We start from the raw sequence: 25,089 nt of genomic DNA on the forward strand, positions 1-25,089 counted from the left end.
TGGTCTGACCAGTTGTCCCGCAAAGAGCGCCGGCCGGCGGCGGGCCGACCGGCGCTCCGGAACTCAGGCGCCGGGGTACGCGCCGCCACCGTGGGCGGCGTCGAGCGCGTCATAGTCGGGCGTGTAACCGCGCTTGGGGATCTCGGCGACGAACACGACCTCGCGGGGCTTCTTGTAGGACGCGATCTCGCCCCGGACATGCTCGATGATCTGCTCCGACGTCGCCTCCGCGCCCTCCGCGAGCACGACGATCGCCTTCGGGGACTGGCCGAACCGGTCGTCCGGGACGCCGATGACGGCCGCGTCCGCGACCGCCGGATGGGTCTTGAGGGCCCGCTCGACCTCGGCCGGGTAGATGTTCTCGTGCGCCGACTTGATCATGCGCAGTTTCGGGCCGACGAAGGTGATCGTGCCGTCGTCCTCGCGCCGGCCGAGGTCGCCGGTGTGGTGCCAGCCGAACGCGCTCTTCTCCGCGTTCAGTTCCGGCCGGTTCCAGTAGCCGGAGAACAGGCTGTGCCCGCGCGCGCAGATCTCGCCGACCTCGCCGGGCGGCACCTCCCGCCCGTCCGGGTCCAGGATCTGCACGTGGACGAGCGGCGACGGCCGTCCCGCGAATCCCTCGCCGCCCATGCCGAGCCCGAGGAACGTCAGCATCCCGCCGACCTCGGTCTGCCCGTACCCGCCCATCCCGGACGCGCACCACGGGCTGTCGTCCACCGTGATCATCGCGTCCCACTCGGGGGAGTGCGAGACGAAGCGCAGCGACCCGAGGTCGTACCTGCCGTCCCGGTTCGCCTGGACGAGACCGTCGATCATCGGGCCGAACAGGAACGCCTGCGTGCACTTCTCGGCGTCGATGAGGCGGCACACCTCGTCCGGCTCGTACGCGGGCGTGAAGACGAGCTTCCCGCCGATCTGGAACGTCGCGAGCGTGAACATCATCGTCCCGACGTGGAACAGCGGACCGCAGGCGAGGAAGGTGAAGCCGTCCTCCATCTGCCGCATGTGCAGCAGCGCCATGCTGTGCGCGACCAGCGCCGAGTGGCTCAGCAGCGCGGCGTTCGGACGGCCGTCGAACGCGGCGGTGTACAGCGCGAGGACGGGCGCGTCGTCGTCCATGATCCCCGAGAACGCCGTGTTCCCGGACGTCAAGTACGTCTCGTACTCCTCGCCCGCGCGGATCCAGCGCGCGTCGGGCACGACCTGCCCGCGCGCCTTCTCGACCGCCTCGGACTCCTCCCACACCACGACGCGGGGGGTCAGGTCGTCCAGCACGTAGGCGATCTCGTCGGCGGACTGCCGCCAGTTGGCCGGGCAGAAGATCGCGCCGAGCCGCGCGCACGCGAGCAGCAACTCCAGCACGCGGAAGGAGTTCCGGCCGAGCCACAGCACCCGGTCGCCCGGCGCCACGCCGTCGCCGGCGAGCGCCCCGACGAGCCGGTCCACCCGCTCGTCCAGCTCCGGGTAGGTCAGCCGGACGTCGCCGTCCACGACCGCCGTGCCCTGCGGACGGCCGCGTCGATGCTCGGCGAGGACGTCGCCGAGAGTGAGCCGGTGAACTGCGGACATCGCGCCTCCTGGAACGGTGTTGCGGGACGTGGCCTCGGCGGGGGGACGGTCGGCTGCGGGGTCAGCGGAACGCGGGCATGACCTCCGCGGCGAAGAACTTCAGGATCTTCTTCATCTCCTCGAGCGGCATCGGCCGGGTGGAGCCGAAGTCGCACATCAGGTGCCCGAAGCCCATCTCCTGGATCGCCTTGATCTGGCCGATGACGCGCTCCGGGTCGCCGATCACCTCGAGCTGCTCCCAGCGGAACTCGTTGTCCACCGAGCCGCCCTTCAGGTAGCGGTCCTGGTAGTACTCGAAGCCCTTGGCGGCCTGCCCGGTCGCGCTGTCGATCGGCGCGCTCTGCAGGTTGAAGATGCGGGACCGGTCGAAGGCGGCCTCGAACCGGGCCTGGTCCTCGCGGGCCTGCTCGTTGGTCGGCGCGGCGTACACGATGCGGCTGGCGACGAGCTCGACGTCGGAGGAGTCGACGCCGTTCGCGGCGGCCGTCGCGTGCCAGGTCTCCGCCGCCTTGGCGATCTTCTTGAACGGCGCGGCCGGGTCGGCGAGGATCGGCAGCCCGCGCGCCGCGTACATCTCCACGGTCTCCGGGCTGACCGCCGCGACGTGCAGCGGCGGATGCGGCCGCTGGACCGGCTTCGGCATCAGGTTCAGCGGGCGCTCGGTCGAGAAGAACCGGCCCTTGTACTCGTAGTTCTCCTGCGTCCACAGGCCGAGGATGACGTCGAGGGACTCGTTGAACCGGTCCCGCGCCTCGGCCAGGTCCAGCCCGAAGTTCTCGAACTCGACGGCCTGGTAGCCGCGTCCGATGCCGAGTTCGAGCCGTCCGCCGGACAGCAGGTCCACCATCGCGGCCTCCTCGGCCACGTGGATCGGGTTGTGCAGCGGCAGCACCACGATGCCCGTCCCGAGCCGCAGCCGTTCGGTCCGCGCGGCGAGGTTCGCCAGCATGGTGAAGATGTTCGGGACGGTCCCGTACTCGCGGAAGTGGTGCTCGGCGACCCACACCCCGTCGAAGCCGAGCTCCTCCAGCAGTTCGACGATCTCGATCTGGTACTCGTACACCTCGCCCGCGGTCTGCCCCGCGAACTGGTGGAACAGGTGGAAGGTCGAGAACTTCATCGGGCGGTCAGCCACGTCGCAGGCTCCTTCGTCAACGCGCGGGGCGGGCGCGCCCGGGGGCGGCGCCGCACCCTGCCATCATTACGTACCAAGCGCTCGCTTGGGAAGCCTAACAGCCCGCCCGAATACGCGGGAGCCTCCCGCCCTGACCCTGAGACGCAAGCGTTACGCGCCCCGCTGTCAACGTCCGCCCCCGTTCGCGCGACCTACTGCTGCTCGATGAAAGATCAACTTGAGGAACGTGCACACGTGGGACGATCCACCTCCCTGCCCCTTCTCCGGCTCGCGGGCGCGACCGCGCTCCTGCTCGCCGCCCCGCTCACCCTGACCGCCTGCGGCGGCGACGGCGGGAACGGCGGCAAGAAGAGCGAAGCCAAGGTCGGCTCCACTCCGGCCGCCGCCGAATCCTCCGCGGCGCCGGAGTCGCCGATCGAGGCGTATCCGCCGGAGAAGGTCCTGGAGGCCGGGCTTGAGGACTTCAAGGTGGCCAAGTCGGTGCGGGTCGCCGGCGATTTCGACGACGGCGGCAACCCGATGCGCGTGGACTTCCGCCTCGGGGTGGACGTGGCGGACGGCACCATGCAGGGCAGCGACAAAGGCAGGGCAGTCTCGACGAAGCTCCGCTCGGTGGGCGGGAAGGTCTATATGAGCGGCGACGCCGGGTTCTGGGAGAGCATGACCGGGGACAAGGCCACCGGGCGGCTGCTCGGCGGCAGGTGGGTGATCGTGCCCGCCGCGGAGACCAAGGATTTCAAGCCGTTCCTCGGGGTCCGGCAGTTCGACGAGGCGATGTTCAAACGGTTCCGCAAAGGGCTCGCCTCGGGGTCCGGAGGGCTGACGGAAGGGCACGAGAGTCTCAGGGGCGCGCCGGTGTTCGCCATCGGGCCGCTGGCCAAGAAGCCCGTCGTCTATGTGGCCGCGTCGGGCACGCCGCACCTGGTCCGGCTGCAGACGAGCGGCCTGGGCGGTGACGTGCCGGACGGCGGCTTCGACTTCACCGAGTACGACGCGCCGCTCCAGATCCAGGCTCCGGCGGACGCGATCGACATCGGCAAGATGGGCAAGTGACGCGAGAGCCCGCCTCCCCTCGGGGCGGCGGGCTCTCTGGCTCTTGTGCGGTTCGGCTCTTGCGCGGTCGGGTGCCCGTGCGGTCGGGTCTCCGTGCGGTCGGGCGCTCGTGTGGTCGGGCCGTCAGTGGGAGCGTTCGGGGAAGCCGACCGGCGTGACGGGGTCCAGCGCGTGGTCGGCGGCCGGGACGGTGCCGGTGCGGCCGAACTCCAGGGTGAGCAGGGCGGCGGCGAGCCAGCCGATGTCGGCCCAGGAGCGGAAGACGATGCTGCGCGGCCGGTAGCCCGGCCGGAACTTACGGTCGAACAGGTAGAGCGACTCGACCGCGATCCACGGGTCGAGCAGGTGCAGGGCCTGGTAGCCCACCTTCTCGACCGCGTTGCGCTCGTCGGAGTCGAGGAGCTCGCGGAACGCGGCGAAGTTCAGCGACACCACCTCGATGCGCTGCTCCTTCGCCCACTCGGCGATGTCCACGATCAGGCGCTCGTTCAGGCCGTTCGGGGCGTCGGGGAGGCGGCGCATCGCGTCGAGGCTGAGGCCCTGGCCCGCCGCGACGTAGCGCTGGAAGGCGATCGGCGCGCCGTGCTCGTCGTAGGCGACGGCGACGACCGCGCCGGGGTGGTAGCCGGTGAGCAGCTCGTCCAGGTTCATGGAGAAGCCGCGCTCGGCCGCGCCGCCGAGCGAGCGGCTCGCGACGTCCAGCAGCTCGCCGCGCAGCTCGGGGCCGATCTCCCGCTCGGGGAGGACGTCGGTCTTGACGCCGAAGTTGTGGGTGCGCTTCACGGCCTGCCGGACGTTGCGCATCTGCCGTCCGGAGAGCGAGAACTCCGCGGGGAACAGCACGACCTCGTCGCCGAAGCCGAACGAGCGCAGCCCGCCCCAGGACGGCACCGTCTCGCTGCTCGCGCCCAGCACGGCCGGACGCCAGCCGGACCGGCGGCACAGGTCGAGGAAGGCGTTGATCGCGGCGCCGTGCGCGTCGGCGTCGCCGACCGGGTCGCCGCCCGCGACCGCGACGCCGAACAGCACCCGGTAGCCGATCGCGGCCCGGCCGTCCGGGCTGAACACGTAGGACTTGTCGCGGCGCAGTGCGAACGGCGCGAGCGTGTCGGAGCCGGGCCGGGCGACCAGGCCCGCGACGCGGCGGCGCTCGTCCTCGTCACCGGGCGGCGGCGCGGGGTCGGGCGCGAGCAGCGTGACGACCAGCACCAGCAGCCCGACGCCGCCGATCATCGACAGCGCGCCGGGCAGCCAGGCCGCGCCGCCGGACGGACCGCCGGTCGCGGACAGCCCGTGCGCGACGTCCGGACCGACCGAGCGGATCGTCACGCCGCCGAGGATCACCGTCAGCACCGCGGCGGCGACCACGAGCACCGCGCCGATGCGGATCGCCGAGCGGAGCCGGTCGGGGTGCGGCCGGACGACGAACGTGTCGCGGCTGACCCAGAGCGCGACGGCGGCGGCCGCGAGCAGCGGCAGCCGCCAGTAGGCGTCACCCCCGAACGCGACGGCCGCGAAACCCATCCCGACCATGACCATCAGCCCGTACCAGGCGGCCCGCCGGCGCAGCAGCGCGCCGCGCGCCACGAACACCAGGGCGATGGCCAGCACCACCGCGTGCGCGGGCGCCAGCGGACGGCCCGTGGCGAGCAGGGAGATCTGGTCCAGCCAGGACGGGGCGCCGTTCACGGCCGGCACGGAGAGCATCGCACCCACACCCAGGGTGGCGACGGCGTGCGGCCATGTCGGCGCCGTGTGCTTCGCTGCGTCCACGAGAGACACCTCCGAACGGCTGCAACCAAGATCCATGGGAACTCATTCCCGCCGTGGAACGTTAATTGCCGCCTATTTTGGGCCCGCGGCCCTCAGTGTCTGTGATGGCGGGACGGCTCGACAGGTTCCGTCCTACCCACCGCTACGGTGCTCCCATGACTGGATTCCGCCATGTGGTGCTCTTCACATGGGTCGAGGGCACGACCACCGCTCAGGTCGACGAGGTCGCCGCGAAGCTGCGCGAGCTGCCGGCCGTGATACCCGAGATCCGCGGTTACAGCCTCGGCTCGGACGCCGGCGTCAACCCCGGCACCGCCGATTTCGCGATCGTCGCGGACTTCGCCGACCGCGACGCCTACCTGGTGTATCGCGACAATCCGACCCACCGGGCCGTCGTCGACTCGATGAAGCCGCTGATCGCCTCGCGGGCCGCCGTGCAGTACGAGCTCTGACCCGCGGGCGGCGTCGCGCCGGTCCCGGACGAGGGTGGTCCCCTACCCGAAGAGTTCCCTTTCGAGGCGGCCCGGCCCCGGCCGGAAGTGGCCGCGGCTCCGGGTCGTTCGCGGTGCCGTGGAGCCGAGCCGCCGGACGGCCGTCACCGCAAGTGAACCGAGCAAGCGCTTGTGTTCTACCGGTCGCGCGGGTTAGGTTCGGCGACGAGGCCCGCCGGGGACGGATCGCGCCCCGTCTCCGGCGGGCGTCTCCGAAAACCGCGCGCGAAGGTCGAACCGGCCGGGCGCGGGGGCAACGGTCTGAGCTCGGAGGGGGCGGAGGTTGGCCGGACGCGGAGCGAGACAGGGCTTCTCGGGACGGGCGGCGATCGCCGGAATCGGGATGACCGCGCTGTCACGCGCGTCCGGACGCACCGAACTGTCGCTGGCCGCCGAGGCCGCCCGCGCCGCGCTCGCGGAGGCCGCCGAGGCGACCGGCGGTGCCGCCGCGAAGCCCGACGCGATCCTCAGCTACCACCTGAACGACTCCGCGCCCGTCCTCTACCTGGCGCGCGAGCTGGGCATGGCCGAGATCGGCTGGCACAACGAGATCTACGGCGGAGGGACGCAGAGCGCGTCGATCCTCGCGGACGCGTCGATGCTCATCGACGCCGGGCTCGCTCGGACCGTCCTGGTGTACCGGGCGCTGAACGGACGGTCCGGAAGGCGCATGAACGCGCTCGGCCTCAAGCTCGGCGAGGGCACGGAAGAGCAGTTCACGCACCCGTACGGCATGGCCGGGCCCGTCCACCAGTTCGCCTTGGCCGGGCAGCGCTACCTTCACGACACCGGCCTCACCGAGCGGCATCTCTACGCGGTCGTGGCGCAGTCCCGCGCGCACGCCGTCCGGAATCCGCGCGCCCTGCAACGCAAGCGGATCGCCCTGCCCGACTACCTCGACAGCCCGATGGTGGCGTCCCCGCTGCGCCGCGTGGACTGCTGCCAGGAGACGGACGGCGCGTGCGCGCTCGTCCTCACCCGCGCCGACCTCGCCCCGGACGCGCCGCGCGTGCACGCCGTCGTGCGCGGCGGCGGGCCCGGCGCGTCCGGGATGGACCGCGCCCCGGACGTCACGCGGATCTTCTCGTCCTACGTGGCCGGCCCGCTGTTCGAAGCCGCCGGGATGAAGCCCGAGCAGATCGACGTGGCGCTGCTCTACGACGCCTACTCCTGGCTCGTCCCGCGCCAGCTGGAGGACTTCGGCCTGGTCGGACGGCCCGACCTCGGCGTCCTGCTGACGGCCCAGGAGATCGCCTGGAACGGCCGCCACCCCGTCAACCCGCACGGCGGGCTGCTCTCCGAGGGCTACGTGCACGGGCTCAACAACGTCGCCGAGGCCGTCCGGCAGCTCCGCGGGACGGGCACCAACCAGGTCCCGGACGCCTCGGTCGCGCTCTGCACCGGCTTCGGCGGCGCCTACGGCAGCGCCGCCCTCCTCACCCGCCCCTGACCACCACCACAGCGAACCCAGCACCCATCGCGTGCGCAGCGGACCCCGCGAGCACAGCGAGCGTCGTGTGCAGAGAAGACGCCGCGTGTGCAGCGGGTGGCGCGTGCGCAGCGCCCGTCGCGTGCGCAGCGGACGCCGCTGGCGCAGCGGACGTCGCGTGCAGAGCGGACGCCACGTGCGCAGCGGGTATCAGGTGCGCCGTGTGCGCCACGTGCGCAGCGGGTGTCGCGGGCAGGGCGGGTGTCGCGAGTGCAGTGGGCGGCGCGTGTGCAGCGGACGGTGCGGACGGCGCGGGCGCGGTCGGGGCTGCGGGGTTACGGTGACGGCGTGACAGGCGGTTGGAAGTGGCGCGTGCCCGCGGGCGTCGTCGATGCGGTCCTCACCCTGCTGGTCGCGGGGACGGTCGAGCTGATGGTCAACGTCGCCGACGACCCGAGCGATCGCCCGGCGACGCCGCTCGCGTACGCGCTCGGCGCGACGCTCGCGCTGCCCGTCCCGCTGCACCGGAGCCGGCCGATGACGTCGCTGCTGCTCGCGAGCCTGCTGATGACGGTGTACTACGCGTCCGGTGCGCCGGGGTTCTCGCCGATCTGGGTGCTCGGCGTGCCGCTGTTCTCCGCGGTCCTCGCCGGCCACCTGCGCTGGGCGATCGGGATCACGCTGTTCTTCTTCGGCTACGGCTACTTCGCGGTGATCAACAGGGGTTCGGCACCCGTCGCCGCGCTCGCGACGTTCGTGCAGCAGTGGGTGCTGGTCACCGTCGTGATCCTGCTGGCCGAGGTGGTGCGGAGCCGCCGCGCGCTCGCCGCCGAGAACCGGGAGCGGCTGCGGATGGCCGGGGTCGAGAAGGAGCGCGAGGCGGCGCGCCGGGCCGCCGAGGAGCGCCTCCGCATCGCCCGCGACCTGCACGACACCGTGGCGCACGGGATGGCGACGATCACCGTCCAGTCGGGCGCGGCGCTGCGGCGCCTCGCGGACCGTCCGCCGGACGACCCCGTGCGCCAGGCCGTCGCGGCGATCCGGGCCAGCAGCAAGGAGTCGCTCGCGCAGCTGCGCGCGACGCTCGGCCTGCTGCGCGGGGACGAGGCCGGACCGCGCGCGCCCGGTCTCGGACGGCTGCCGAACCTCGTGGACGCCGTGCGCTCGGCGGGCCAGCCGGTCGAGGTCGCGGTGTCCGGGACGGCCGTCCCGCTGGACGCGGCGACCGACGAGGCCGCCTACCGCATCCTCCAGGAGTCGCTCACCAACGTGCTCCGCCACGCGGGGGACTCCGCGACGGCGCGGATCAGCGTCGACTACTCCGCCGGTGCCGTCCGCGTGGAGATCGCCGACGACGGCCGGGGCGGCGCGGCTCAGGGTCGGGACGCCGACCCGTCCGGGGGCGGGCACGGCCTCACCGGCATGCGCGAACGCGCCGAGGCGGTCGGCGGGACCCTGACCGCCGCCCCTGAGGCGGACGGCGGTTTCCGGGTCGTGGCCGTCCTCCCCGCGACCCCCTCCGGGCCGCTGGGGACTCCCGGGGAAGTACTCCAGGGGGAGTAGCCGCGCGCCGAAGTGTCTCCGGACACCGGACGCGACGGCGCATACCGCGCCGCGAACCTCTTCCCATGACCACGAAGACCATCTCGCCGGACGGCGCCGTCGCGCGCCTCGCCCGGCTCTGCCACCGGAGGCGGCGGCTCGCCGTCCTGTTCTGGGTGCTCGGCGCGATCGCCGTCATGGTGATCGGCTTCTCGTTCTCGGCGAAGGCGTCCAACGCGTTCGGCGGCGGCTCATCGCCGTCGGCGAGGGCGCAGAAGATCCTGGACGCGCACTTCCCGAAGATGAACGGCGACAGCATCACCCTCGCCATCCAGGCGGACGGGAGGATCCAGGACCCGGCCGTCCGGGCGCGCGTCCAGTCGGCGCTGGACCGGCTCGCCCGCACCCCGCACGTCACCGGCGTCGCCTCGCCCTACCAGGGGCCGGGCCGGATCTCGTCCGACGGGCACATCGCGTTCGCGACCGCCCAGCTCGACGTCGGATCCGCCGACATGCCGAAGGCGGACGTCACGAAGCTCATCTCGGACGTCCGCGGCACGAAGGACGGCGTGCGGCTGGAGCTCGGCGGCAGCTCGGTGAGCGCGGCCGAGACGCCCGGCGGCGGGTCGTCGGAGGGCATCGGCGTGCTGGCCGCCGTGGTCATCCTGCTCATCGCGTTCGGCTCGGTGCTGGCCATGGGCCTGCCGATCGTGACCGCGCTGCTCGGCATCGGGACCGCGCTCGCGCTGATCGAGCTGCTCGGCCACCTGCTGCCCGCGCCGTCGTTCAGCCCGATCGTCGCCGCGCTGATCGGGCTCGGCGTCGGCATCGACTACGCGCTGTTCATCGTGACCCGCTACCGCGAGGCGCTGCACGACGGCGAGGACCCCGAGGACGCGACCGTCACCGCCCTGTCCACCGCCGGACGCGCCGTCCTGTTCGCCGGGACGACCGTCGTCATCGCGCTGCTCGGCCTGCTGGTCATGGGCGACAAGCTGCTCGCGGGGGTCGCGGTCGCCGCGTCCGTCACGGTGCTGATGACGATGGTGACCGCGGTGACGCTGCTGCCCGCGCTGCTCGGCTTCACCGGCCGCCACATCGACCGGCTGCGCGTGCCCGGCCTCGGCCGCCGCACCGGACGGCCGCTCGCCGAGCGCTGGGCGGGCGTCGTGCAGCGGCGTCCCGTGCCGTCCGCGCTGGTCGCCGGGGGACTGCTCGTCGCGCTCGCCGTCCCGGCCCTGTCGATGCGGCTGAGCCTGCCCGACTCGTCCACGCAGCCGCACGGCACCAGCGGGTACGCCGCGCACGAGATCGTGGCGCGCGGGTTCGGCGCGGGCGTCGAGGCGCCGCTGGTGATCGTGTCCGAGGGCGGGGGCTCGGCAGCGTCCCACGTCGCGGAGGCGTCCCACGCCGCGGATGTGTCGCGCGTCGCGAACGCGGTGCGCAGCACGCCGGGCGTCGCGACCGTCCAGCCGCCGCGCACCAGCCCGGACGGCGCGGCCACCGTCACCATCGCCTACCCGCGCACCGGCGCGCAGGACGCCGCGACGCAGAAGCTCGTCCACCACCTGCGCGACACCGTCGTCCCGGACGCCACGCGCGGCACCGCCCTGGCCGGGAAGGTGTACGTCGGCGGACCGAACGCGGGCTCGATCGACTTCGCGGACAACGTCCAGGCCCGGCTGCCGTGGCTGGTCGCGGTCGTCGTCGGGCTGTCGCTGGTGCTGCTGGTCGCGCTCGTCCGCTCGGTCGTCGTCGCCGCGCAGGCCGCGCTGATGAACCTGCTGTCGATCGCCGCCGCCTACGGCGTGCTGACCGCGGTCGTCCAGTGGGGCTGGGGCGGGCGGCTGCTCGGGTTCCCGGGCTCGATGCCGGTCGCCACCTGGGTCCCGCTGATCATGTTCCCGATCCTGTTCGGGCTGTCCATGGACTACGAGGTCTTCCTCGTCTCGCGGGTGCGCGAGTACCACGAGCGCGGCCTGCCGACGCGGCGGGCGGTGGCGGGCGGGCTGGCCCGCACCGCCCGGGTGATCACCGCCGCCGCCGCGATCATGGTGATGGTGTTCCTGTCCGTCCTGCTCGGCGCGGACGTCGCGGTCAAGCAGCTCGGCTTCGGCATGGGCGTCGCCATCCTCATCGACGCGACGGTCGTCCGGATGCTGCTGGTCCCCGCGCTGATGGAACTGTGCGGCGAGGCCAACTGGTGGGTCCCGAAGTTCGCCCGGCGCGCCGCGCGGGAGCCCCGGACCCCGGTGTCCAGCCGTTCATGACGGCGGCCGGACAGACGCGAAGCGCGTCCGCGATGCCTCGCGGACGCGCTTCGCGTTCTGCTCACCGTGCTGTCGCGTCTTACTACTGCGCTTCTCGTCGCGTCTTGCTTCTACGCTCTCGCGCTTTGCTTCTACGCTCTCGCGTCTTGCTTCTACGCTCTCGCGCTGTGCTTCTACGCTCTCGCGTCGTGCTTCTGCGCACTCGCGCCTTGCTTCGCGCTTGCGGGTCTTTCAGGTCTTGCCGGTCGGGCCGTGGTTCAGCCTCGGGACCGCGCGCTGAGGATCTGCTCGCGGAGCTGCTGCGAGGTGGACGCCTCGACCAGCCGCGGGCCGGAGCGCAGCGGCACCATCGCCCACCACGAGCCGGTGGCCTCGCCGTACCAGACCCGGACGCCCGGGAACTGCTCCTGGAGCCCGCGGGCCATGGCCTCGCGCAGCGCCGCGGGCGGTGGTTCCTCGCGCCCGGCCGTACTACCCGGTGATCCTGTCATGCCGCCCTCCCCCCGAAGTTCTCATCGTCCACAACAACCCCGTTGCTTCGGGTGTGACCCTAACTTGGCAAGGTGTGACGAAAAGCACCGGGGTCCCTGAGAGAGTTCGGCTCCCATCGACTCGGCGACCTCCTCCGCGGGCGCGACGACCTAGCGAACATGAGCCAGTTTCATGTAATTTTCGTGTCCCGCGTCACAGGAACGCCGGGACACTCTGAGGGGGCGCGTTGGCGTCGCGTCGGCTTCCGTTCCTGACCGCCGGGGTCCTCGCCGCCGCGGTCGTCCTCGGCGCGCTCCTCGACCCGGTCGGGTTCTTCGCGCTCTACGGCGTCCCGGGAGATCTGACGCCCCGCACCCGCTGGCAGTTCGCCCCGTTGGCGGTGTATCTCCCGCTCCTGCTCTGCGGGACGGCCTGGGTGACCCACGTGTACGCGGCCGGCGGCCGGCGAGGCCGCTTCGGGGCGGTCTGGGCCGGGACCGTCCTGGTCGTCCTGGTGGCGCGGGCGGCGACGACCCTCGTGGCGACGTTCCCGTGGTTCGGCGTCCCCGACATCGTCTGGGCCACGTCCTACACGGTTCCGACGGCCGTCCTCTACGCCCTTCTCCCAGCCGCGACCGCCGTCGGGCTGCCGTCCCGCCGAGGGGGCGCGCTGTCGATTCGTCACGATTCATCGGGTGCGGACGTGCCCGGCGAGCCGCGCGTTACACGGCAGGTCGGCCGGGGCGGGACGCGCGGGAGTGGCGTGACGTCCGCTCGGGTCGCGTTGATCGTCGGGCTGGCCGTGATCGCGTCCAGCCCGTGGGTGTCCTCGCACTGGTCACGGGACCTGCCGGACTGGGTGCCTGCGATGGCGCCCCACGCGCACGGGAAGAGCCTGCCCACCGGCCTGCCGTGCGGGCTGTTGGTGCTGCTCCTCGCCCTTTTCTCGGCGCATCGCGTCTGCATGCGTCGCGCCCGGAGCGAAGCGGCCGTGTTCCTCGGCGGCTGGGTGGCGACGTTGTGGGCGGGCGCGGCGTTCGGCGCGGTCCAGACCCTCGCGCTCGTCGGCGAGGACGGTTTGGGCAGCCTTCTCCAGACTCCGGCGAGCCTGTACGTCCGCGTCTGCGAGGGCGTCTCGCTCGGAGTGATGATCGGTTGGCTGACCGGCCTGGTTACGCTGGCCTTCGCGGTCTCGGCCCGGCCGTTCGCCGTGCGGGCGCCGCGGATGTCGGCGAGGGAGCGTGAACGTTTCACCGCGTTCATCACTCTCTGCGAGCTGATGCTCCTCCTGGTGGTCGCGGGCCAGGACGGTTCGGACACGTCCGCTCCCAGCGTCGCGCCTGCGCGGGAGGGGCTCTCGCCGCTGCGGGCCGTCCGGGGCGAGCATCCCCGGATCGTGGACGCGGCGGGACGGCAGGTGCTCCTCCGCGGCGTCAACGTCAACCAGCTCGTCGACTTCCACGCGGGACGTCCCGGCTTCCCGGCGACGCGTCCGCTCGGCGAGGACGACTTCCGGCAGATGGCCGCGCTCGGCTTCGACGTCGTCCGGCTCGGCGTGTCCTGGTCGAAGATCGAGCCGGCGCCCGGCCGGTACGACCCGTCCTACCTGGGACGGATCGACCAGGCCGTCGCCTGGGCGCGGCGGAACGGCCTCTACACCGTGATCGACATGCACCAGGACGGCTGGAACGCCGAGCCGACGCCGCCGGGCACGTCCTGCCCCGCCGGGACGTCCCCGATGGACGGCTACGACGGCGCGCCGGAATGGGCGACGGTCACCGACGGCGCGCCCCGCTGCCAGTTCACCGGCCGCGACATCTCCCCGGCGGGCGACCGGGCGTTCACGAACTTCTACTACGACCGCGACGGCGTCCAGTCCCGGCTCGTGGACGCCTGGGGGATGCTGGCCGCGCGTTTCGGTTCCGATCCGTCCGTGGCGGGTTTCGACCCGCTGAACGAGCCGGGCTTCGGCGAGCAGGCCCCGGTCACCTCGTCGCTCCTGCTCGGCCGCTTCTACGACCGCGTGCTGCGCCGCATCCGGACGTCCGAAACCCGCCCGCACCTGTTCTTCGCCGAGCCGAGCATCCTCTGGTCGGGGGCCGGCTTCGACGCGATGCCCCGCGGCTCCTTCGCCGACGACCCGGACGTGGTCTTCGCCCCGCACCTCTACGCCGAGTCGATCACCATGGACGCCTCGCTCGGCCTGCCGCCCGTCACCACGATCGAGCACGGCTTCACGCTCGCGTCCCGCACCGCCCGGAACCTTCCGGTCTGGAGCGGCGAGTGGGGTTACTGGGGTCCGGAGCGGACCGTCCAGAACAAGATCCGCCGCTACGCCGTCCAGGAGGACCGCCACCTGATCGGCGGGGCGTTCTGGGTCTGGAAGCAGGCGTGCGGCGACCCGCAGAACGGCACCGAGCCGATCGGCGGCGGCCTCAACAAGGTGGACTGCGCGACGGGCGAGGACCTCCCGCGCGACCCGGTCGCGGTCAGAGCACTGTCCCGCGCTTACCCCCGCGCCGCCCCCGGCGTCCTGACCCACCTCTCCCATCCGGGAGACCGAGGACTCCACCTGACCGGCGTGGCCACCGGCCCGGCTCCCTTGGACGTCTGGTTTCCCGGCCCCACCCGCCCCGTTGTGGAAACCCAAGGCATCAAGGCCGTCGAGATCCACCCCGTCCCCGGCGGCTGGCGCCTGACCGCCCACCCCACCGGCCGCTACGCACTAACCGCCGGCTAACCCGGCCGCCCGAGGCGCCCCGTGAGGGGGAGACGGCTCGGCGGTGTCAGTGGGTGTTGATGCCGTCGAACATGACCTTGAGGTAGTGCTCGGCGAGGCCCTGGGCGTCGAGGCGTCCGCCCGGCTTGAACCAGCGGACCGCGACCCAGACCGTGTCGCGGATCATCCGGTAGGTCAGCTTGGGATCGACGTCGGAGCGGAAGAGGCCCTGCTCCTGGCCGGCCTTGATGGTGTCCACCCACATCTTCTCCACCTCGTCCTCGGACTTGGTGAGGTAGGCGAACCGCTCCATCCCCTTGAGGTAGTTCCAGTCGTTCTGCATGACCGTGATCGCCGCGCGGTGCGGCTCCAGGGTGCCGAACGCGATGCGGACCAGCCCCGCGATGGTGGCGCGGGGGTCCTCGCCCTGGTCGATGACCTCGCGGTACCGGGTCATGATCTCTTCGAAGAAGCCGGACAGGATCTCGTCCACGATCGACTCCTTGGAGTCGAAGTGGTGGTAGAGACTGCCGGAGAGGATGCCCGCCTCGTCGGCGATGTTGCGCACCGTGGTGGCTTGGAAGCCCTTCTCGGCGAAGAGCTCCGCGGCCAGTTTCACCAGGTGCTCGCGCCGCTCGGACGCGGCGGCCGACGAGCCCCTGCCGCGCCGCCGGGCGCCGGGCTCCCCGCCGCCTGATTTCGGTCGTCCGGAATTAGTGCTCGTGGTCGTCACGCTCTCATTATGCCGCGTCCGCCCAACCGCTTGCTCAGTATCGCTCCGGTCCCGCCGCCGAGGTGCGCATCTAGCGCTTGTTTCCCCGCCTCGGCGCAGGTCGAGCGGGCGGCATCGGCCATCGCCCGCCCCGGATGCCGCCGATCATGCTTAGCCTGGACGGCATGTCCCAAACCATTGTCTTCGACCTCTACGGCGTGATCGCCCGCACCCAGACGGAAGCCGCCAAGAAGCACATCGAGGAGCTCGCGGGCGTCGCCGGGACCCCCTTCTGGACCGCCTACTGGGACTGCCGTCCCGCCTACGACGCCGGCCAGCCGAGCGCCGCCTACTGGGCGAACGTCGCCGACCGCCTGGACACTCGCTTCCCCGACGTCCCGGCCCTCATCGAGGCCGACCTCGCCAGCTGGACCGGCGTGGACGACCGCATGGTCGCACTGGTCAGCGAACTGGCCGATCAGGGCCGCACCCTCGGCCTGCTCTCCAACATCATCGCCGACCTCGTCCCCCGCTTCGAGGCGAAACACGGCGACTGGCTGTCCCGCTTCGCCGAACGCGTCTACTCCTGCCAGATCGGCGTCGCGAAACCCGATCCGCGCGCCTACGAGATCTGCGCGGCCCGCCTGTCCGTCCACCCGTCCGACGTCATCTTCTTCGACGACAACGCCCGCAACGTCGAAGCCGCCCGCCAGGCCGGCATGACCGCCGAACTCTTCACCAGCCCCGCCCAGATAACCCCCTTCCTGCACTAACCCCTCAAGAGTCTCCGCCCACCCACCCCGACGCACCGAACGCCGGCCGAGCGCGCGATCAGATCGCACGCGCCGCTTGGGGGCCGGTCCATGCGGGCACAGCCTGCCGTCCGCTTACGAAACGGCCTCCGTCCGCTCACGAAGGACAGGCCGGTCGCTCGCGACCGGCCTGTCGTGGTGCTCAGGTCCGTGCGGGGGACGTCCGCGTGTGAGACGTGACCTCGGGCAAGGGGGCCTCCCACAGGGGCTCGGCTGCCACCCGGGAGATCCGCCACCCTTGCGGGGTGCGGGTGGCGGTCAGGTGGTAGCGCTCGGCGAACAGCCGCCCTCGGCCCTCGGCCTGGTCGACGAAGACGGCGAGCAGGTTGGCGGCGACCGCGGCCGTGTCGCCGTCCACGTCGATGAGGGGGTTGGTGATGAAGCTCTGGGTGAAGACACCGGCCGGGCGTACTGCGCGGGCCTTCTCGACGAGCGCTTCGATGCCCCGCACCGCGCCGCTGGCGGTGGAGATCGAGGCGTCTTCGGCGAAGACGGTCCGTACCTCTTCGAAGCGCTTCTCGTCCAGGCAGCGCCCGAGGCGGGCTACGAGGTCGGTGATCTCATGACGGTCGGCGTCGTTCATGGCCCCTCCATATTGTTGGCCGCGCCAACGTTGGCCCGGCCAACGATAGCAAGTCGTTGGCCTGGCCAACAATGTGTGGACGACGCCGCTTTGAACGGCCACCAGCGGAGAGCGAGGGACGTGGGGCTCGCGTGGTTGCCGGATGCGGTCAGTCTTCGCTGCGGAAGGAGAGGCCGCGGGTGCGGAGGGCCAGGCGGAGGGCGGCGAGGGCCTTCGGCCCTATGCCGTGGAGGTCGCGCAGGTCGCGCTCGCGGGCTTCGGTCAGTGATTCCAGTGTCCGGTAGCCCGCGCCGGACAGGGCTCTGCGGGCGGGGGCGGCGACTTCCCGGGGCCAGGGGTTGTTTCCGGAAGCGGTCATTCTCGTCCTCCCTGTGATTGTCGGAATGAACCGATGGATCGGGCAGTACGTGAGGTCAGTATCGCGCCTGGGTCGTCCGTCCGGCAGGAGGGGAGCGGACGGGCGGCCCGGCGCGATTCGGCCATCCGCGAGCGGTTTCCGGATAACTGGACTCGGTGTCTCATGGGGGATCGGGAGCCGTTCGGTCGCCGCGGGGGTGGTGGACGGTGCGTGCGGTCGGCCTAAGCGGCCTGGGGCGGGTGCTGCTCGGGCTGCTGGGGATCGCTCGGCCGTCGTTGTGGACGGTCACGTTGGTTCCTTTCTGGGTGGGGAATCTGCTGGCCACGCGGGAGCTGGTGGTAGGGCCGCGCGAGTGCCTGCCTCGACCGCGAGGGTGTGCAGGGGCGGTCGCGCCCGTGGTGGCCGGGGTGGCGGTGTGGGGGCCGCTGCTGTGGCTGGCCGTGCTCGCCGTCAACGACGTGGTGGACGCGCCCGGGGACCGGAGGAACCCGCGCAAGCGGGACGCGCCGCTCGTGAGCGGGCAGGTCTCGGTGCGGGAGGCCATGGTCGCCGCGCATGTCGCGGGGCTGGCGGCCCTGCTGGTCGCGATCACGGTCCGGCTCTCGTTCGCGCTGGTCACCTTGGGGTTTCTCGGGCTCGGGTGGCTGTACAGCGTGCCGCCGTTCCGGTTCAAGGGCCGGCCCGGGCTGGACGTGGCGACCAACGCCGTCGCGGTCGGCGGGCTCGCGGTCGTCGCGGGGTGGACGGTGGTCCGTCCGCTGGCGGGGTTTCCATGGGTGATGGCCTTTCAAGGAGTGCTGGTGGCTGTGGCGTTGTACGTGCCGACCACGGTGGTCGACCACGGGGCCGACGTGGCCGGCGGCTACCGCACCGTCGCCGTCCGGCTGGGGCCTCGCGTCGCGCATCGCGTCGGCCTCGCCGCCCTGGCCTCCGCCTGCGCACTCGCCATCCTGCTCGCCGCCCGCGGCACCCTCTACCCGAACCGCATTCTGTGGATAGAGGTCGCCTCCGCACCGATTCTCTTAGGTGCCTACTGGCGGCTGCTCGTGCGCGCGCGTGAACCGCATGCCGTGCTGCGCGGCATCATCATCGTCAGTTGGCTCTTCCTGATGCCGTGTGCGGCGTTCGCGCTCGCCTATACCGGCACGGTCTAGGACGCCTGCCCGCGTACTCGTCCGGCCCGGCTACTCGTCCGGCCCGGCTACTCGTCCGGCCCGGCTACTCGTCCGGCCCGGCTACTCGTCCGGCCCGCGTACTCGTCCGGCCCGCGTACTCGTCCGGCCCGCGTACTCGTCCGGCCCGCCTATTCGCCCGGCTCGGCTACTCGTCCGGCGACTCGGTCAGGCGCGCGCGCAAGACGGTCAGGAGGTCGTCGCTGCGTTCGGTCAGCCGCTCGATCTCCGGCAGGGCCATGTCGTCCCGGACGGTGTCGGCCACCAGTTCGTCGTACTCGTGCGCGCGCCCGGTGATGTCGTCGACGCGGCGCTGGGCGATGAGCGCCTGGTCGGCGGCGCGCACGCGGTCGGCGTAGCGCTCCAGCGCCTCGACGCGGCGGGTCACGGCGGAGACGGAATGGTCCAGCTTCTCCCGCAGCGGACGCAGGGCCCGCTCCACCTCCGGGAAGTCGTCGCCCGCCTCGGGCTCGTCCGCGCGCAGGCGCGACTGCCGGGCGAGGGCGTGCGCGATCTCCCACTCCTCGCGCGGCAGGATCACCGCGTTCTCGGCGCTTTCCAGGAGCCCTTCCTGGTTCACCTTGCTCTCGCGGACCGTGTCCACCGCCACCTGCGCGCGCGTGAGGAGCGCCCGCGCGTCTTCGTCCAGGTCGTCCGGCGTGACGTAGCGGTCGCGGCGCTTGTCCAGCTCGTGCGCGCGATGCAGGTCGAGGAAGAACGTGGGGGAGCCGATCGCCACCAGCGCCGCCAGCATCGTCATCCCGAGCAGCCACATGGACCCGAACACCGGCAACCCCGCGAATCCGGCGCTCAGCACCGTGAACGGGGCGAGCGCCACCAGCGGACGGCGTCGCTTGACGAGAGGGTCGAGTTCCGCCCGCAACGTCGGATCGGTGACGGGACGTGGTTCCGAAGCGTCCGAGCCCGTTCCCGTGGCGGCGTCCGCTATCCGCCGCCAGTACGTGCGCACGTGAGTCTCGAAGGCGAAGTCGCTAGGCGAGATCTCGATTTCGGTGGGCCCGGCGGGCAGCGGCCAGGAGCCCACGGGGTCGCCACCGCGCGGTCCGGTGAAGCGCACCCACCAGCCTCCCTTACCGTCCTCGCATCGGTAGCGGCCCGGTGCGATGTCGATTCCGACGAAGAACGTCCCGATGCCCGGAATGGACTCGTTCCAGGTTCCACTGGCCACGGCGACCTCCGACCCGCCTCGCGCCGCTCGGCTCCCTCTCCGGCCGCATCCACGCGCCGCGTCCCCTGCGACGCCGGAGCGATATGGGAGCCGTACCCCGTTGCGTCACGGTGAAGTCGCGTCCGGGGCAGGAGATTGGAACTGGAATACTCCAGACGTGCGACCCGACTACGACCCGCTGGACGATCCGCCTTGGGCGATGCAACTGGTAGTACGCGTGGAGAAGGCCGATCCGCCGACCCATGACGCGGTATGCGCCGCCGCCGCGACTGCCGTGGTGAGGCTGCTCTCCGACCCGCGCGCGCACGAGCCCGAGGGGGAGTGGCACGCCTGCGTCCAGGGATGGGAGTCGCGCCGCATCCGCAAGGTGGCGCGGCGAGCGCGCGGGGTGCGCTGGCCCGAGGTCCAGGAAATCCCCGGCATCACGGCCGCGGCGTACGGCGCCGAGGTGCGAGCGTTCCCGCCCGCGCCGATGGACGAGGTCCCGCCGCAGATCGCCAAGCTCCAGGTGGCCGGGCTCGACCTGCCCCTCGCCGACGACCCGCTCCCACCGCCGGACGGCCCGCACGCCGAAATCGCGCTGAACCCCGACGTCACCATGACCACGGGAAAGGCGGCGGCCCAGTGCGGGCACGCCGCGCACCTGCTGTTCCGCCAGGCGGGCGCGCGGGCGCGCGAGAAGTGGCTTGAGAACGGGCTGCGCGTCCATCTGGCCAGGGACGTCCCGTGGCGCAAGTGCGTGGACCGTGCCACCGTCGCCGTCCGCGACGGCGGCTTCACCGAGGTCCCGCCGGGCACGATGACCGCCATCGCCTGGATCGCCGACTAGAAACGACGAGGATCGACGAGAACCGGCTAGGGCAGACGAGAGCCGGCGGCAACCGGCGAGAACGCGCGTGCGCGGGGGCGAAATGTGCCCGCCCCCGCGCACACGGGTGTTACGGCAGGACGACCGCCACCGGGGCGATGCCCGCCTGGCGGATGAGGGACGGAAGGCGTCCGGCGAACGGGTGGTGGTCGGTCGGCAGCCCGGCCGGGTTGTCGATCACGTAGTGGACGACGTCACCGGAGCGGCGCTCGGTGTAGTGCGCGCCGACCGAACGCAGGATCGCGGCCGTCCGGTCCGCGTCGGCCGACCTGACCGAAACCCGGATCGGCGACTCGACCTGGAGCGGGGCGTTCGCCACCGCGCGCGGACGAGCCGAGGCGAGCCCCGACACTCCCGCCTTCGGGTTCGGCCCGAGCAGCGCGTTGTACAGCAGTCTCGCGGTGCCGTCGCTGAACGCGCGGAAGTTGGGCTCGCCGCCGAAAAGGACGGTCCGGCCCTTGCCGACCGGCTCGTCCGTGACGGCGGCCGTGCCGCCCAGCTCGGCGGATCCGCGCTCGTATCCGGAGACGAACCAGTCCGGCGAGGACGCCGCCGGATAGCCGGCCGCGACCTTGGCGGGGTCGCTCTGCCGGATCACCGGGTCGTAGGAGTAGAACTGCCAGGCCGTGGCGCCGACGCCGCGCGCGAGCGGGCTGCGGGCGTCCACCTTCACGCGGAAGAGCGAGCCGGGGACGTCGGAGGTGGGGTCGGCGAAGGTGTCGGTGGTGATGCCCGCGCGCTGGGCGAGCTGCGCGCCGCCCTGCCAGCCGACGTACCGGCCGCCGTCCTGGACGAACTTCGCGAGTGCGGCGCGTCCGGCGTCGCCGAGCGCCTTGGCGGCGGTGTCGGCCGGCCCGTTCGGGACGACCAGGACCCGCACCCCCGCCAGCTTCCCGGCTGCGACGTCGGCCGGGCTGAGCAGCGTGTACGGCAGCTTCCACTCGCGGTCGAAGCGGGACCGCAGCCAGCCGACGGACTGCCGCGAACTGGACGACGTGGAAGACAGTTGGAGGACGCCGATCCTCGGCGCTTGTCCGGAATGTCCGGGCGTCTCGGCGGGCAGCGGCGGCACCGGCACGGCGACCGGCCGGAGCTCGGCCCCGGACGACCCGCCCGCGACGTTCTGGAGCAGCGGCAGCGACCACGCCGTCACGTCGTAGAAGTACGGGAACGGGGTATACGAGTCCTCGTTCAGCATCGCCTGGATCCAGTGTTTCTGGCCCTGCGCCATGCTGATCGAGTACGTCCCGGCGGGCAGCGTCGTGCGCGTTTCCGGACGTCCGTAAGGCTTGAAATCGGGCACGGTCAGCGGCCGGACGAGCCGGTCCACCCGGACGCCCATCCGTTGCAGCCGCCGCACGATCGTGCGGACCTCGAAGCCCTTCGCCGGGTCGTCCGCGCGCAGGAAGTAGCGCTTGACGAGCCGGTCCGGCACCGGCCGGTCGATCTTGTTCGGCGGGTTGTAGACCTGGTTCGGCTCCAGCTTCCCGGCGGCGCCCTCCCGGTAGGCGTCCACCGCCATCTGGTGCCACTCGGCCAGGATGCGCCGCCGGTTGCGCGCGGCCTGCGACAGCGACACCCACTGCGTCAGGTAGTGCTCCTTCACCCGTTCGGGGTAGGGGCTCTCGTCACCCTTCTCCAGCGTCATCCCGGCGGCGAGGAACCCGGAGATCGGCACCGTGTCGCCGTACCCCTGGTAGAAGAGGTCGTAGGTGTCGCGGTTGAAGTAGTCGATGCCCTGCCGCCGGAACTCCGCGGCCATCGACGCGCCGTAGACGTCGTTGATCCAGCCGATCGCCTGCTCGGGCGTCTCGTGGTAGATCGGGTCCGCGTTCGGCGGGAAGAAGAACGACGTCCCGCCCATCTCGTGCGCGTCGATGTACAGCACCGGCGGGTACTGGTTCAGCATCGCGACCTTGCCGTCCACCTCGGGCTGCGTGCGCGCGAACCAGTCGCGGTTCATGTCGAAGCCGTAGGCGTTCTGGCGGGTGTTCAGCGTCCGGCCGTCGGGGTTCTGCGTCGGCAGGACGACCACGAGCGCGTTGTCGAGGATCGACTTCGCCGCGCAGTCGGTGCGGTCGCCGAGGTCGCGCAGCACCTTGAGCGCCGCGTCCGTGCCGCTCGGCTCGTCGCCGTGCACGTTCGCGCTGACCCACAGGATCGGGACGCCGCGCTGGGCGAGCCGTTCGGCGAGCTTGGCGGGTGTGCGCGGGTCGCGCAGCGCCGCCGCCTCCCCGCGCACGCGCGCGAGGCCGGCCCGAGTGAGCAGCTCGGGCCGTCCGACGATGGCGTACTTGAGCGGACGTCCTTGCGCGGACTTGGCGAGCGTCCCGGAGATGACGCGTTCGCTGGACGCGGCGACGGCCTCCAGGTAGCGGTCCGACTCGGCGGCCGTGACCTCGCGGTCGCCGAGTTCGATGCCGAGGACCTGCTTCGGGGACGGGACCTTGCCCCGGTAAACCGGCGCGGTCCGGGTGGGATCACAGGACGGAGCGGAGGGCGGGGGTGCGGCGGAGGCGGACGTCGCGACCGCGGTGGGCGCCGCGAGGGACGCCGCCGCGACGAACGCCACCGCCAGGCGTGAGGCTCTCATGCCTTCGCAAGGTGGCATGTGTCCCGGAATGCACCAAGGGCAACTTCTGCCAAGATCGCGTGCGTCCGGGGGCTACCGCGGCGGGCGCGAACGTGGTTCGGTTCGGGGAACGACCATTACGCCACCGGATACTGGGAGGAAGTCGATGCGCGCGGCGCTGACGACCAAGGACAACACCCTCACCGTCACCGACGTCCCGGATCCGGTGCCCCTGGAGGGGCAGCTCCTGGTGCGGACGCTGGCGTGCGGAATCTGCGGGTCCGACCTGCACGCGCTCGCCGACCCCGAGGGCTTCATGGAGACCACCCGCAGGTCCGGCGGCACGCCCTACGACCCGCGCGAGGGCCTGGTCTTCGGGCACGAGTTCGCCGCCGAGATCGTCGGCTACGGCCCCGGCACCGAGCGGACCCTGCCGGTCGGGACGGTCGTGTGCGGCCCGCCCATCGCCATCGGCCCGCAGGGCGCCGGGATCGTCGGCTACGCGCCCATGTTCCCCGGCGGGTACGGCGAGTACATGATCCTCAACGAGGGCCTGGCGATGCCCGTCCCCGGCGGTCTGGACCCGAAGGTCGCCGCGATCACCGAGCCGTTCTCGGTCGGCGCGCGCGCCGTGCGGCGCAGCGGCATCGAGCCCGGCGACGTGGCGGTCGTGCTCGGCCTCGGCCCGATCGGGCTCGGCGTCGTCGCGCAGCTCAAGGCCCGCGGTCACGGCCCCGTGATCGCCGCGGACTTCTCCCCGCGCCGCCGCGCGCTCGCCGAGGCCCTCGGCGCGGACGAGGTGATCGACCCGGCCGTCGCGTCCCCGCACGCGCGCTGGGCCGAGCTCGGCGTCCCGGTCAGCACGGTCGAGCGGATGGCCGCCGAGATCTTCGGGACGGCCGCGCGCGGCGCGTGCGTCTTCGAATGCGTCGGCGTCCCGGGCGTCCTGCGGCAGGTCGTCGACGGCGCCCCGGCCGGGGCCACGGTCATGCTCGTCGGCGTCTGCATGCAGCCCGACACGATCGAGCCGGGCGTCGCCGCGTCCAAGGAGATCACCGTGCGCGGCACCTTCGGCGCGATGCCCGAGGAGTACCGCGCGACCCTGCACGACATCGCCGCCGGACGCATCGACGCGGGATCCATCATCACCGGCGAAGTCGGCCTCCCCGGCCTGGCCCAGGCGTTCAAGGACCTGGCGGACCCGGAAGAGCACGCGAAGATCATCGTCCGCCCGTGACCTGCGCGCCGTCCGAAAGCCGTGCGCCGAGCGCCCGTCGCGGCGCTCGGCGCACGGGCTTCGCTCAGTGCGTCGGCGGCCGGCTGAACTGCGGCCCCGCCGGACGCGACGGCGGCGCGGCCGGACGCGGGATGCGGTTCAGCGCCGCCAGCGCGAGTTCCTGCGTGCGGCTGAGGCTGCCGCCGTCCCCGGAACCGCCGCCCCCGATGCGGGCCTTGACGCCGAGCCCGTACGACACGAACAGCAGGACGCCGAACAGCAGCAGGTAGGCGACGTGCTCAGCGAGCCCGCCCCACTTGCCTCGCAGGACGTCCAGGACGGCGAGCACGCCGAATCCCGCCATCCAGCAGGCGAGCGGCGGCAGGAACCACACGTCGCGCCGGCGCACCAGGCCGAAGGCGGTGATGAGGACGAGCAGCAGCTCCAGCCCCTTCACCCCCGCGAGGACGCCGCTCGCCACGCCGGAGTCCAGGTAGGACGCGACCTGGTCGCGCCGGTCGCTCCACGACACGGCCGCTGCCACGGTGCTCGCCAGACCGTAGGCCAGCAGGAACACGCCGACCGGGTAGTGCAGCCGGTGCCAGCCCGTGGCCCCGCCCGCCGGCTTCGGCGCGGACGGACCGGAGACCGGGCTCGCGCCGGGACCGGCCGCGGGACCCGGAGCGGGCGTGAACGGGGCGTCCGCGGGTCGCTGGGGAAGCGGATAGTCCGGCCTCGTCAGGTCGTTCCGCCAGTCCCCGTTCGCCCCGCTCATCCCGAACCCCCGTCTTCCTCGCAACCGCCACGCGCACGATATCCCGAATATCAGATACATGATCGGGCAGATCGGTTCGCGAGAGATCACCGAAACGCCCGCCGTGACCGATCTGCACCCGCGATCGGCCCGACCGGCCCCGCGCGTCGTGCCCGACCGGCCCGACCGACCCCGCGCGCCGTGCCCAACCGGCCCGTACCCCGTGACCGGCCGGCCCGCGCCTTGCCCGACCGCCCCCGGCACTGTGACCGACCAGCCCGTACTCCATGACCAACCGGCACATGCGCCATTGACCGGCCAGCCCGGGCGCCGTGACCGGCCAGCCCGGGCGCCGTGACCGACCAGCCCGGGCGCCGTGACCGGCCGGCACATGCGCCGTG

20 protein-coding genes are annotated in these 25,089 nt (G+C 72.3%); 10 read left to right on the forward strand and 10 right to left on the reverse strand.

Annotated features, from left to right (window positions below; all coding sequences use genetic code 11):
- Window positions 1-63: 63 nt before the first annotated feature.
- The gene (locus ACFPCY_RS03505) at window positions 64-1,569 is read right to left on the reverse strand and encodes an AMP-binding protein (protein WP_378252078.1); all 1,506 of its coding nucleotides are present in this window, start codon (window positions 1,567-1,569) and stop codon (window positions 64-66) included.
- Window positions 1,570-1,630: 61 nt separating this feature from the next.
- On the reverse strand, window positions 1,631-2,689 hold the full coding sequence (locus ACFPCY_RS03510) for an LLM class flavin-dependent oxidoreductase (protein ID WP_378252573.1): 1,059 nt from the start codon (window positions 2,687-2,689) through the stop codon (window positions 1,631-1,633).
- Between the two features lie 249 nt (window positions 2,690-2,938).
- On the opposite strand from ACFPCY_RS03510, the gene ACFPCY_RS03515 reads away from it, so the two are divergent.
- Window positions 2,939-3,757 carry a hypothetical protein gene (locus ACFPCY_RS03515; RefSeq protein ID WP_378252079.1) on the forward strand — a complete coding sequence of 273 codons (819 nt, stop codon included), beginning with the start codon at window positions 2,939-2,941 and terminating at the stop codon, window positions 3,755-3,757.
- Window positions 3,758-3,880: 123 nt separating this feature from the next.
- Here the strand turns inward: ACFPCY_RS03515 and ACFPCY_RS03520 are convergent, their stop codons facing one another.
- On the reverse strand, window positions 3,881-5,530 hold the full coding sequence (locus ACFPCY_RS03520; RefSeq protein ID WP_378252080.1) for a bifunctional lysylphosphatidylglycerol flippase/synthetase MprF: 1,650 nt from the start codon (window positions 5,528-5,530) through the stop codon (window positions 3,881-3,883).
- A gap of 155 nt (window positions 5,531-5,685) precedes the next feature.
- On the opposite strand from ACFPCY_RS03520, the gene ACFPCY_RS03525 reads away from it, so the two are divergent.
- The 4 genes from ACFPCY_RS03525 to ACFPCY_RS03540 all read left to right on the forward strand — a co-directional run bounded on the left by ACFPCY_RS03525 (window position 5,686) and on the right by ACFPCY_RS03540 (window position 11,262).
- Window positions 5,686-5,982, forward strand: coding sequence for a Dabb family protein (locus ACFPCY_RS03525; RefSeq protein ID WP_378252081.1), 297 nt, complete (start codon window positions 5,686-5,688; stop codon window positions 5,980-5,982).
- Between the two features lie 382 nt (window positions 5,983-6,364).
- Window positions 6,365-7,471 (forward strand): thiolase C-terminal domain-containing protein, encoded by a 1,107-nt coding sequence (locus ACFPCY_RS03530; protein ID WP_378252082.1) that lies wholly within the window; start codon window positions 6,365-6,367, stop codon window positions 7,469-7,471.
- Between the two features lie 327 nt (window positions 7,472-7,798).
- Window positions 7,799-9,013 (forward strand): sensor histidine kinase, encoded by a 1,215-nt coding sequence (locus ACFPCY_RS03535; RefSeq protein ID WP_378252083.1) that lies wholly within the window; start codon window positions 7,799-7,801, stop codon window positions 9,011-9,013.
- A gap of 65 nt (window positions 9,014-9,078) precedes the next feature.
- Window positions 9,079-11,262, forward strand: coding sequence for an MMPL family transporter (locus ACFPCY_RS03540; RefSeq protein ID WP_378252084.1), 2,184 nt, complete (start codon window positions 9,079-9,081; stop codon window positions 11,260-11,262).
- Window positions 11,263-11,519: 257 nt separating this feature from the next.
- Here the strand turns inward: ACFPCY_RS03540 and ACFPCY_RS03545 are convergent, their stop codons facing one another.
- Entirely contained in the window at window positions 11,520-11,753 is a 234-nt protein-coding gene (locus tag ACFPCY_RS03545) for a hypothetical protein (RefSeq protein WP_378252085.1), read from the reverse strand.
- Window positions 11,754-11,980: 227 nt separating this feature from the next.
- Between ACFPCY_RS03545 and ACFPCY_RS03550 the strand changes: the two genes are divergently transcribed.
- Window positions 11,981-14,473, forward strand: coding sequence for a glycoside hydrolase family 5 protein (locus tag ACFPCY_RS03550; RefSeq protein WP_378252086.1), 2,493 nt, complete (start codon window positions 11,981-11,983; stop codon window positions 14,471-14,473).
- A 46-nt stretch (window positions 14,474-14,519) separates the two neighbouring features.
- On the opposite strand, the gene ACFPCY_RS03555 is transcribed toward ACFPCY_RS03550, so the two are convergent.
- Window positions 14,520-15,185, reverse strand: coding sequence for a TetR/AcrR family transcriptional regulator (locus ACFPCY_RS03555; protein ID WP_378252087.1), 666 nt, complete (start codon window positions 15,183-15,185; stop codon window positions 14,520-14,522).
- A gap of 164 nt (window positions 15,186-15,349) precedes the next feature.
- Between ACFPCY_RS03555 and ACFPCY_RS03560 the strand changes: the two genes are divergently transcribed.
- Window positions 15,350-15,937: an HAD family hydrolase gene (locus tag ACFPCY_RS03560; RefSeq protein ID WP_378252088.1), complete on the forward strand. Its 588-nt coding sequence runs from the start codon at window positions 15,350-15,352 to the stop codon at window positions 15,935-15,937.
- Window positions 15,938-16,118: 181 nt separating this feature from the next.
- On the opposite strand, the gene ACFPCY_RS03565 is transcribed toward ACFPCY_RS03560, so the two are convergent.
- Both ACFPCY_RS03565 and ACFPCY_RS03570 read right to left on the reverse strand, forming a co-directional pair.
- On the reverse strand, window positions 16,119-16,559 hold the full coding sequence (locus ACFPCY_RS03565) for a nuclear transport factor 2 family protein (protein ID WP_378252089.1): 441 nt from the start codon (window positions 16,557-16,559) through the stop codon (window positions 16,119-16,121).
- Between the two features lie 148 nt (window positions 16,560-16,707).
- Window positions 16,708-16,917, reverse strand: coding sequence for a helix-hairpin-helix domain-containing protein (locus ACFPCY_RS03570; RefSeq protein ID WP_378252090.1), 210 nt, complete (start codon window positions 16,915-16,917; stop codon window positions 16,708-16,710).
- Between the two features lie 239 nt (window positions 16,918-17,156).
- Between ACFPCY_RS03570 and ACFPCY_RS03575 the strand changes: the two genes are divergently transcribed.
- Entirely contained in the window at window positions 17,157-18,071 is a 915-nt protein-coding gene (locus ACFPCY_RS03575; RefSeq protein ID WP_378252091.1) for a UbiA prenyltransferase family protein, read from the forward strand.
- 166 nt (window positions 18,072-18,237) lie between these two features.
- Here ACFPCY_RS03575 and ACFPCY_RS03580 read toward each other — a convergent pair whose 3' ends face one another.
- Window positions 18,238-19,278, reverse strand: a complete 1,041-nt coding sequence (locus tag ACFPCY_RS03580; protein ID WP_378252092.1) for a hypothetical protein — start codon at window positions 19,276-19,278, stop codon at window positions 18,238-18,240.
- Between the two features lie 157 nt (window positions 19,279-19,435).
- Between ACFPCY_RS03580 and ACFPCY_RS03585 the strand changes: the two genes are divergently transcribed.
- Complete coding sequence (locus ACFPCY_RS03585; RefSeq protein ID WP_378252093.1) at window positions 19,436-20,107, forward strand: peptidyl-tRNA hydrolase; 672 nt, start codon at window positions 19,436-19,438, stop codon at window positions 20,105-20,107.
- A gap of 109 nt (window positions 20,108-20,216) precedes the next feature.
- Here the strand turns inward: ACFPCY_RS03585 and ACFPCY_RS03590 are convergent, their stop codons facing one another.
- Window positions 20,217-22,739 carry a M14 family zinc carboxypeptidase gene (locus ACFPCY_RS03590; protein ID WP_378252094.1) on the reverse strand — a complete coding sequence of 841 codons (2,523 nt, stop codon included), beginning with the start codon at window positions 22,737-22,739 and terminating at the stop codon, window positions 20,217-20,219.
- A gap of 145 nt (window positions 22,740-22,884) precedes the next feature.
- Between ACFPCY_RS03590 and ACFPCY_RS03595 the strand changes: the two genes are divergently transcribed.
- The gene (locus ACFPCY_RS03595; protein WP_378252095.1) at window positions 22,885-23,955 is read left to right on the forward strand and encodes a zinc-binding dehydrogenase; all 1,071 of its coding nucleotides are present in this window, start codon (window positions 22,885-22,887) and stop codon (window positions 23,953-23,955) included.
- 64 nt (window positions 23,956-24,019) lie between these two features.
- Here ACFPCY_RS03595 and ACFPCY_RS03600 read toward each other — a convergent pair whose 3' ends face one another.
- Window positions 24,020-24,709: a hypothetical protein gene (locus ACFPCY_RS03600; RefSeq protein WP_378252096.1), complete on the reverse strand. Its 690-nt coding sequence runs from the start codon at window positions 24,707-24,709 to the stop codon at window positions 24,020-24,022.
- Between the last annotated feature and the right edge of the window lie 380 nt (window positions 24,710-25,089).

It is taken from the genome of Actinomadura gamaensis (assembly GCF_042652125.1).
GTDB lineage: Bacteria > Actinomycetota > Actinomycetes > Streptosporangiales > Streptosporangiaceae > Spirillospora > Spirillospora gamaensis.

Excerpts from the sequence above, each read along its gene's own strand:
- ACFPCY_RS03595 (WP_378252095.1), top strand. The coding sequence starts at position 22,885 with ATGCGCGCGGCGCTGACGACCAAGGACAACACCCTCACCGTCACCGAC.
- ACFPCY_RS03510 (WP_378252573.1), bottom strand. The coding sequence starts at position 2,689 with ATGAAGTTCTCGACCTTCCACCTGTTCCACCAGTTCGCGGGGCAGACC.
- ACFPCY_RS03530 (WP_378252082.1), top strand. The coding sequence starts at position 6,365 with ATGACCGCGCTGTCACGCGCGTCCGGACGCACCGAACTGTCGCTGGCC.
- ACFPCY_RS03570 (WP_378252090.1), bottom strand. The coding sequence starts at position 16,917 with ATGACCGCTTCCGGAAACAACCCCTGGCCCCGGGAAGTCGCCGCCCCC.
- ACFPCY_RS03565 (WP_378252089.1), bottom strand. The coding sequence starts at position 16,559 with ATGAACGACGCCGACCGTCATGAGATCACCGACCTCGTAGCCCGCCTC.
- ACFPCY_RS03600 (WP_378252096.1), bottom strand. The coding sequence starts at position 24,709 with ATGAGCGGGGCGAACGGGGACTGGCGGAACGACCTGACGAGGCCGGAC.
- ACFPCY_RS03525 (WP_378252081.1), top strand. The coding sequence starts at position 5,686 with ATGACTGGATTCCGCCATGTGGTGCTCTTCACATGGGTCGAGGGCACG.
- ACFPCY_RS03505 (WP_378252078.1), bottom strand. The coding sequence starts at position 1,569 with ATGTCCGCAGTTCACCGGCTCACTCTCGGCGACGTCCTCGCCGAGCAT.
- ACFPCY_RS03560 (WP_378252088.1), top strand. The coding sequence starts at position 15,350 with ATGTCCCAAACCATTGTCTTCGACCTCTACGGCGTGATCGCCCGCACC.
- ACFPCY_RS03540 (WP_378252084.1), top strand. The coding sequence starts at position 9,079 with ATGACCACGAAGACCATCTCGCCGGACGGCGCCGTCGCGCGCCTCGCC.
- ACFPCY_RS03590 (WP_378252094.1), bottom strand. The coding sequence starts at position 22,739 with ATGAGAGCCTCACGCCTGGCGGTGGCGTTCGTCGCGGCGGCGTCCCTC.
- ACFPCY_RS03545 (WP_378252085.1), bottom strand. The coding sequence starts at position 11,753 with ATGACAGGATCACCGGGTAGTACGGCCGGGCGCGAGGAACCACCGCCC.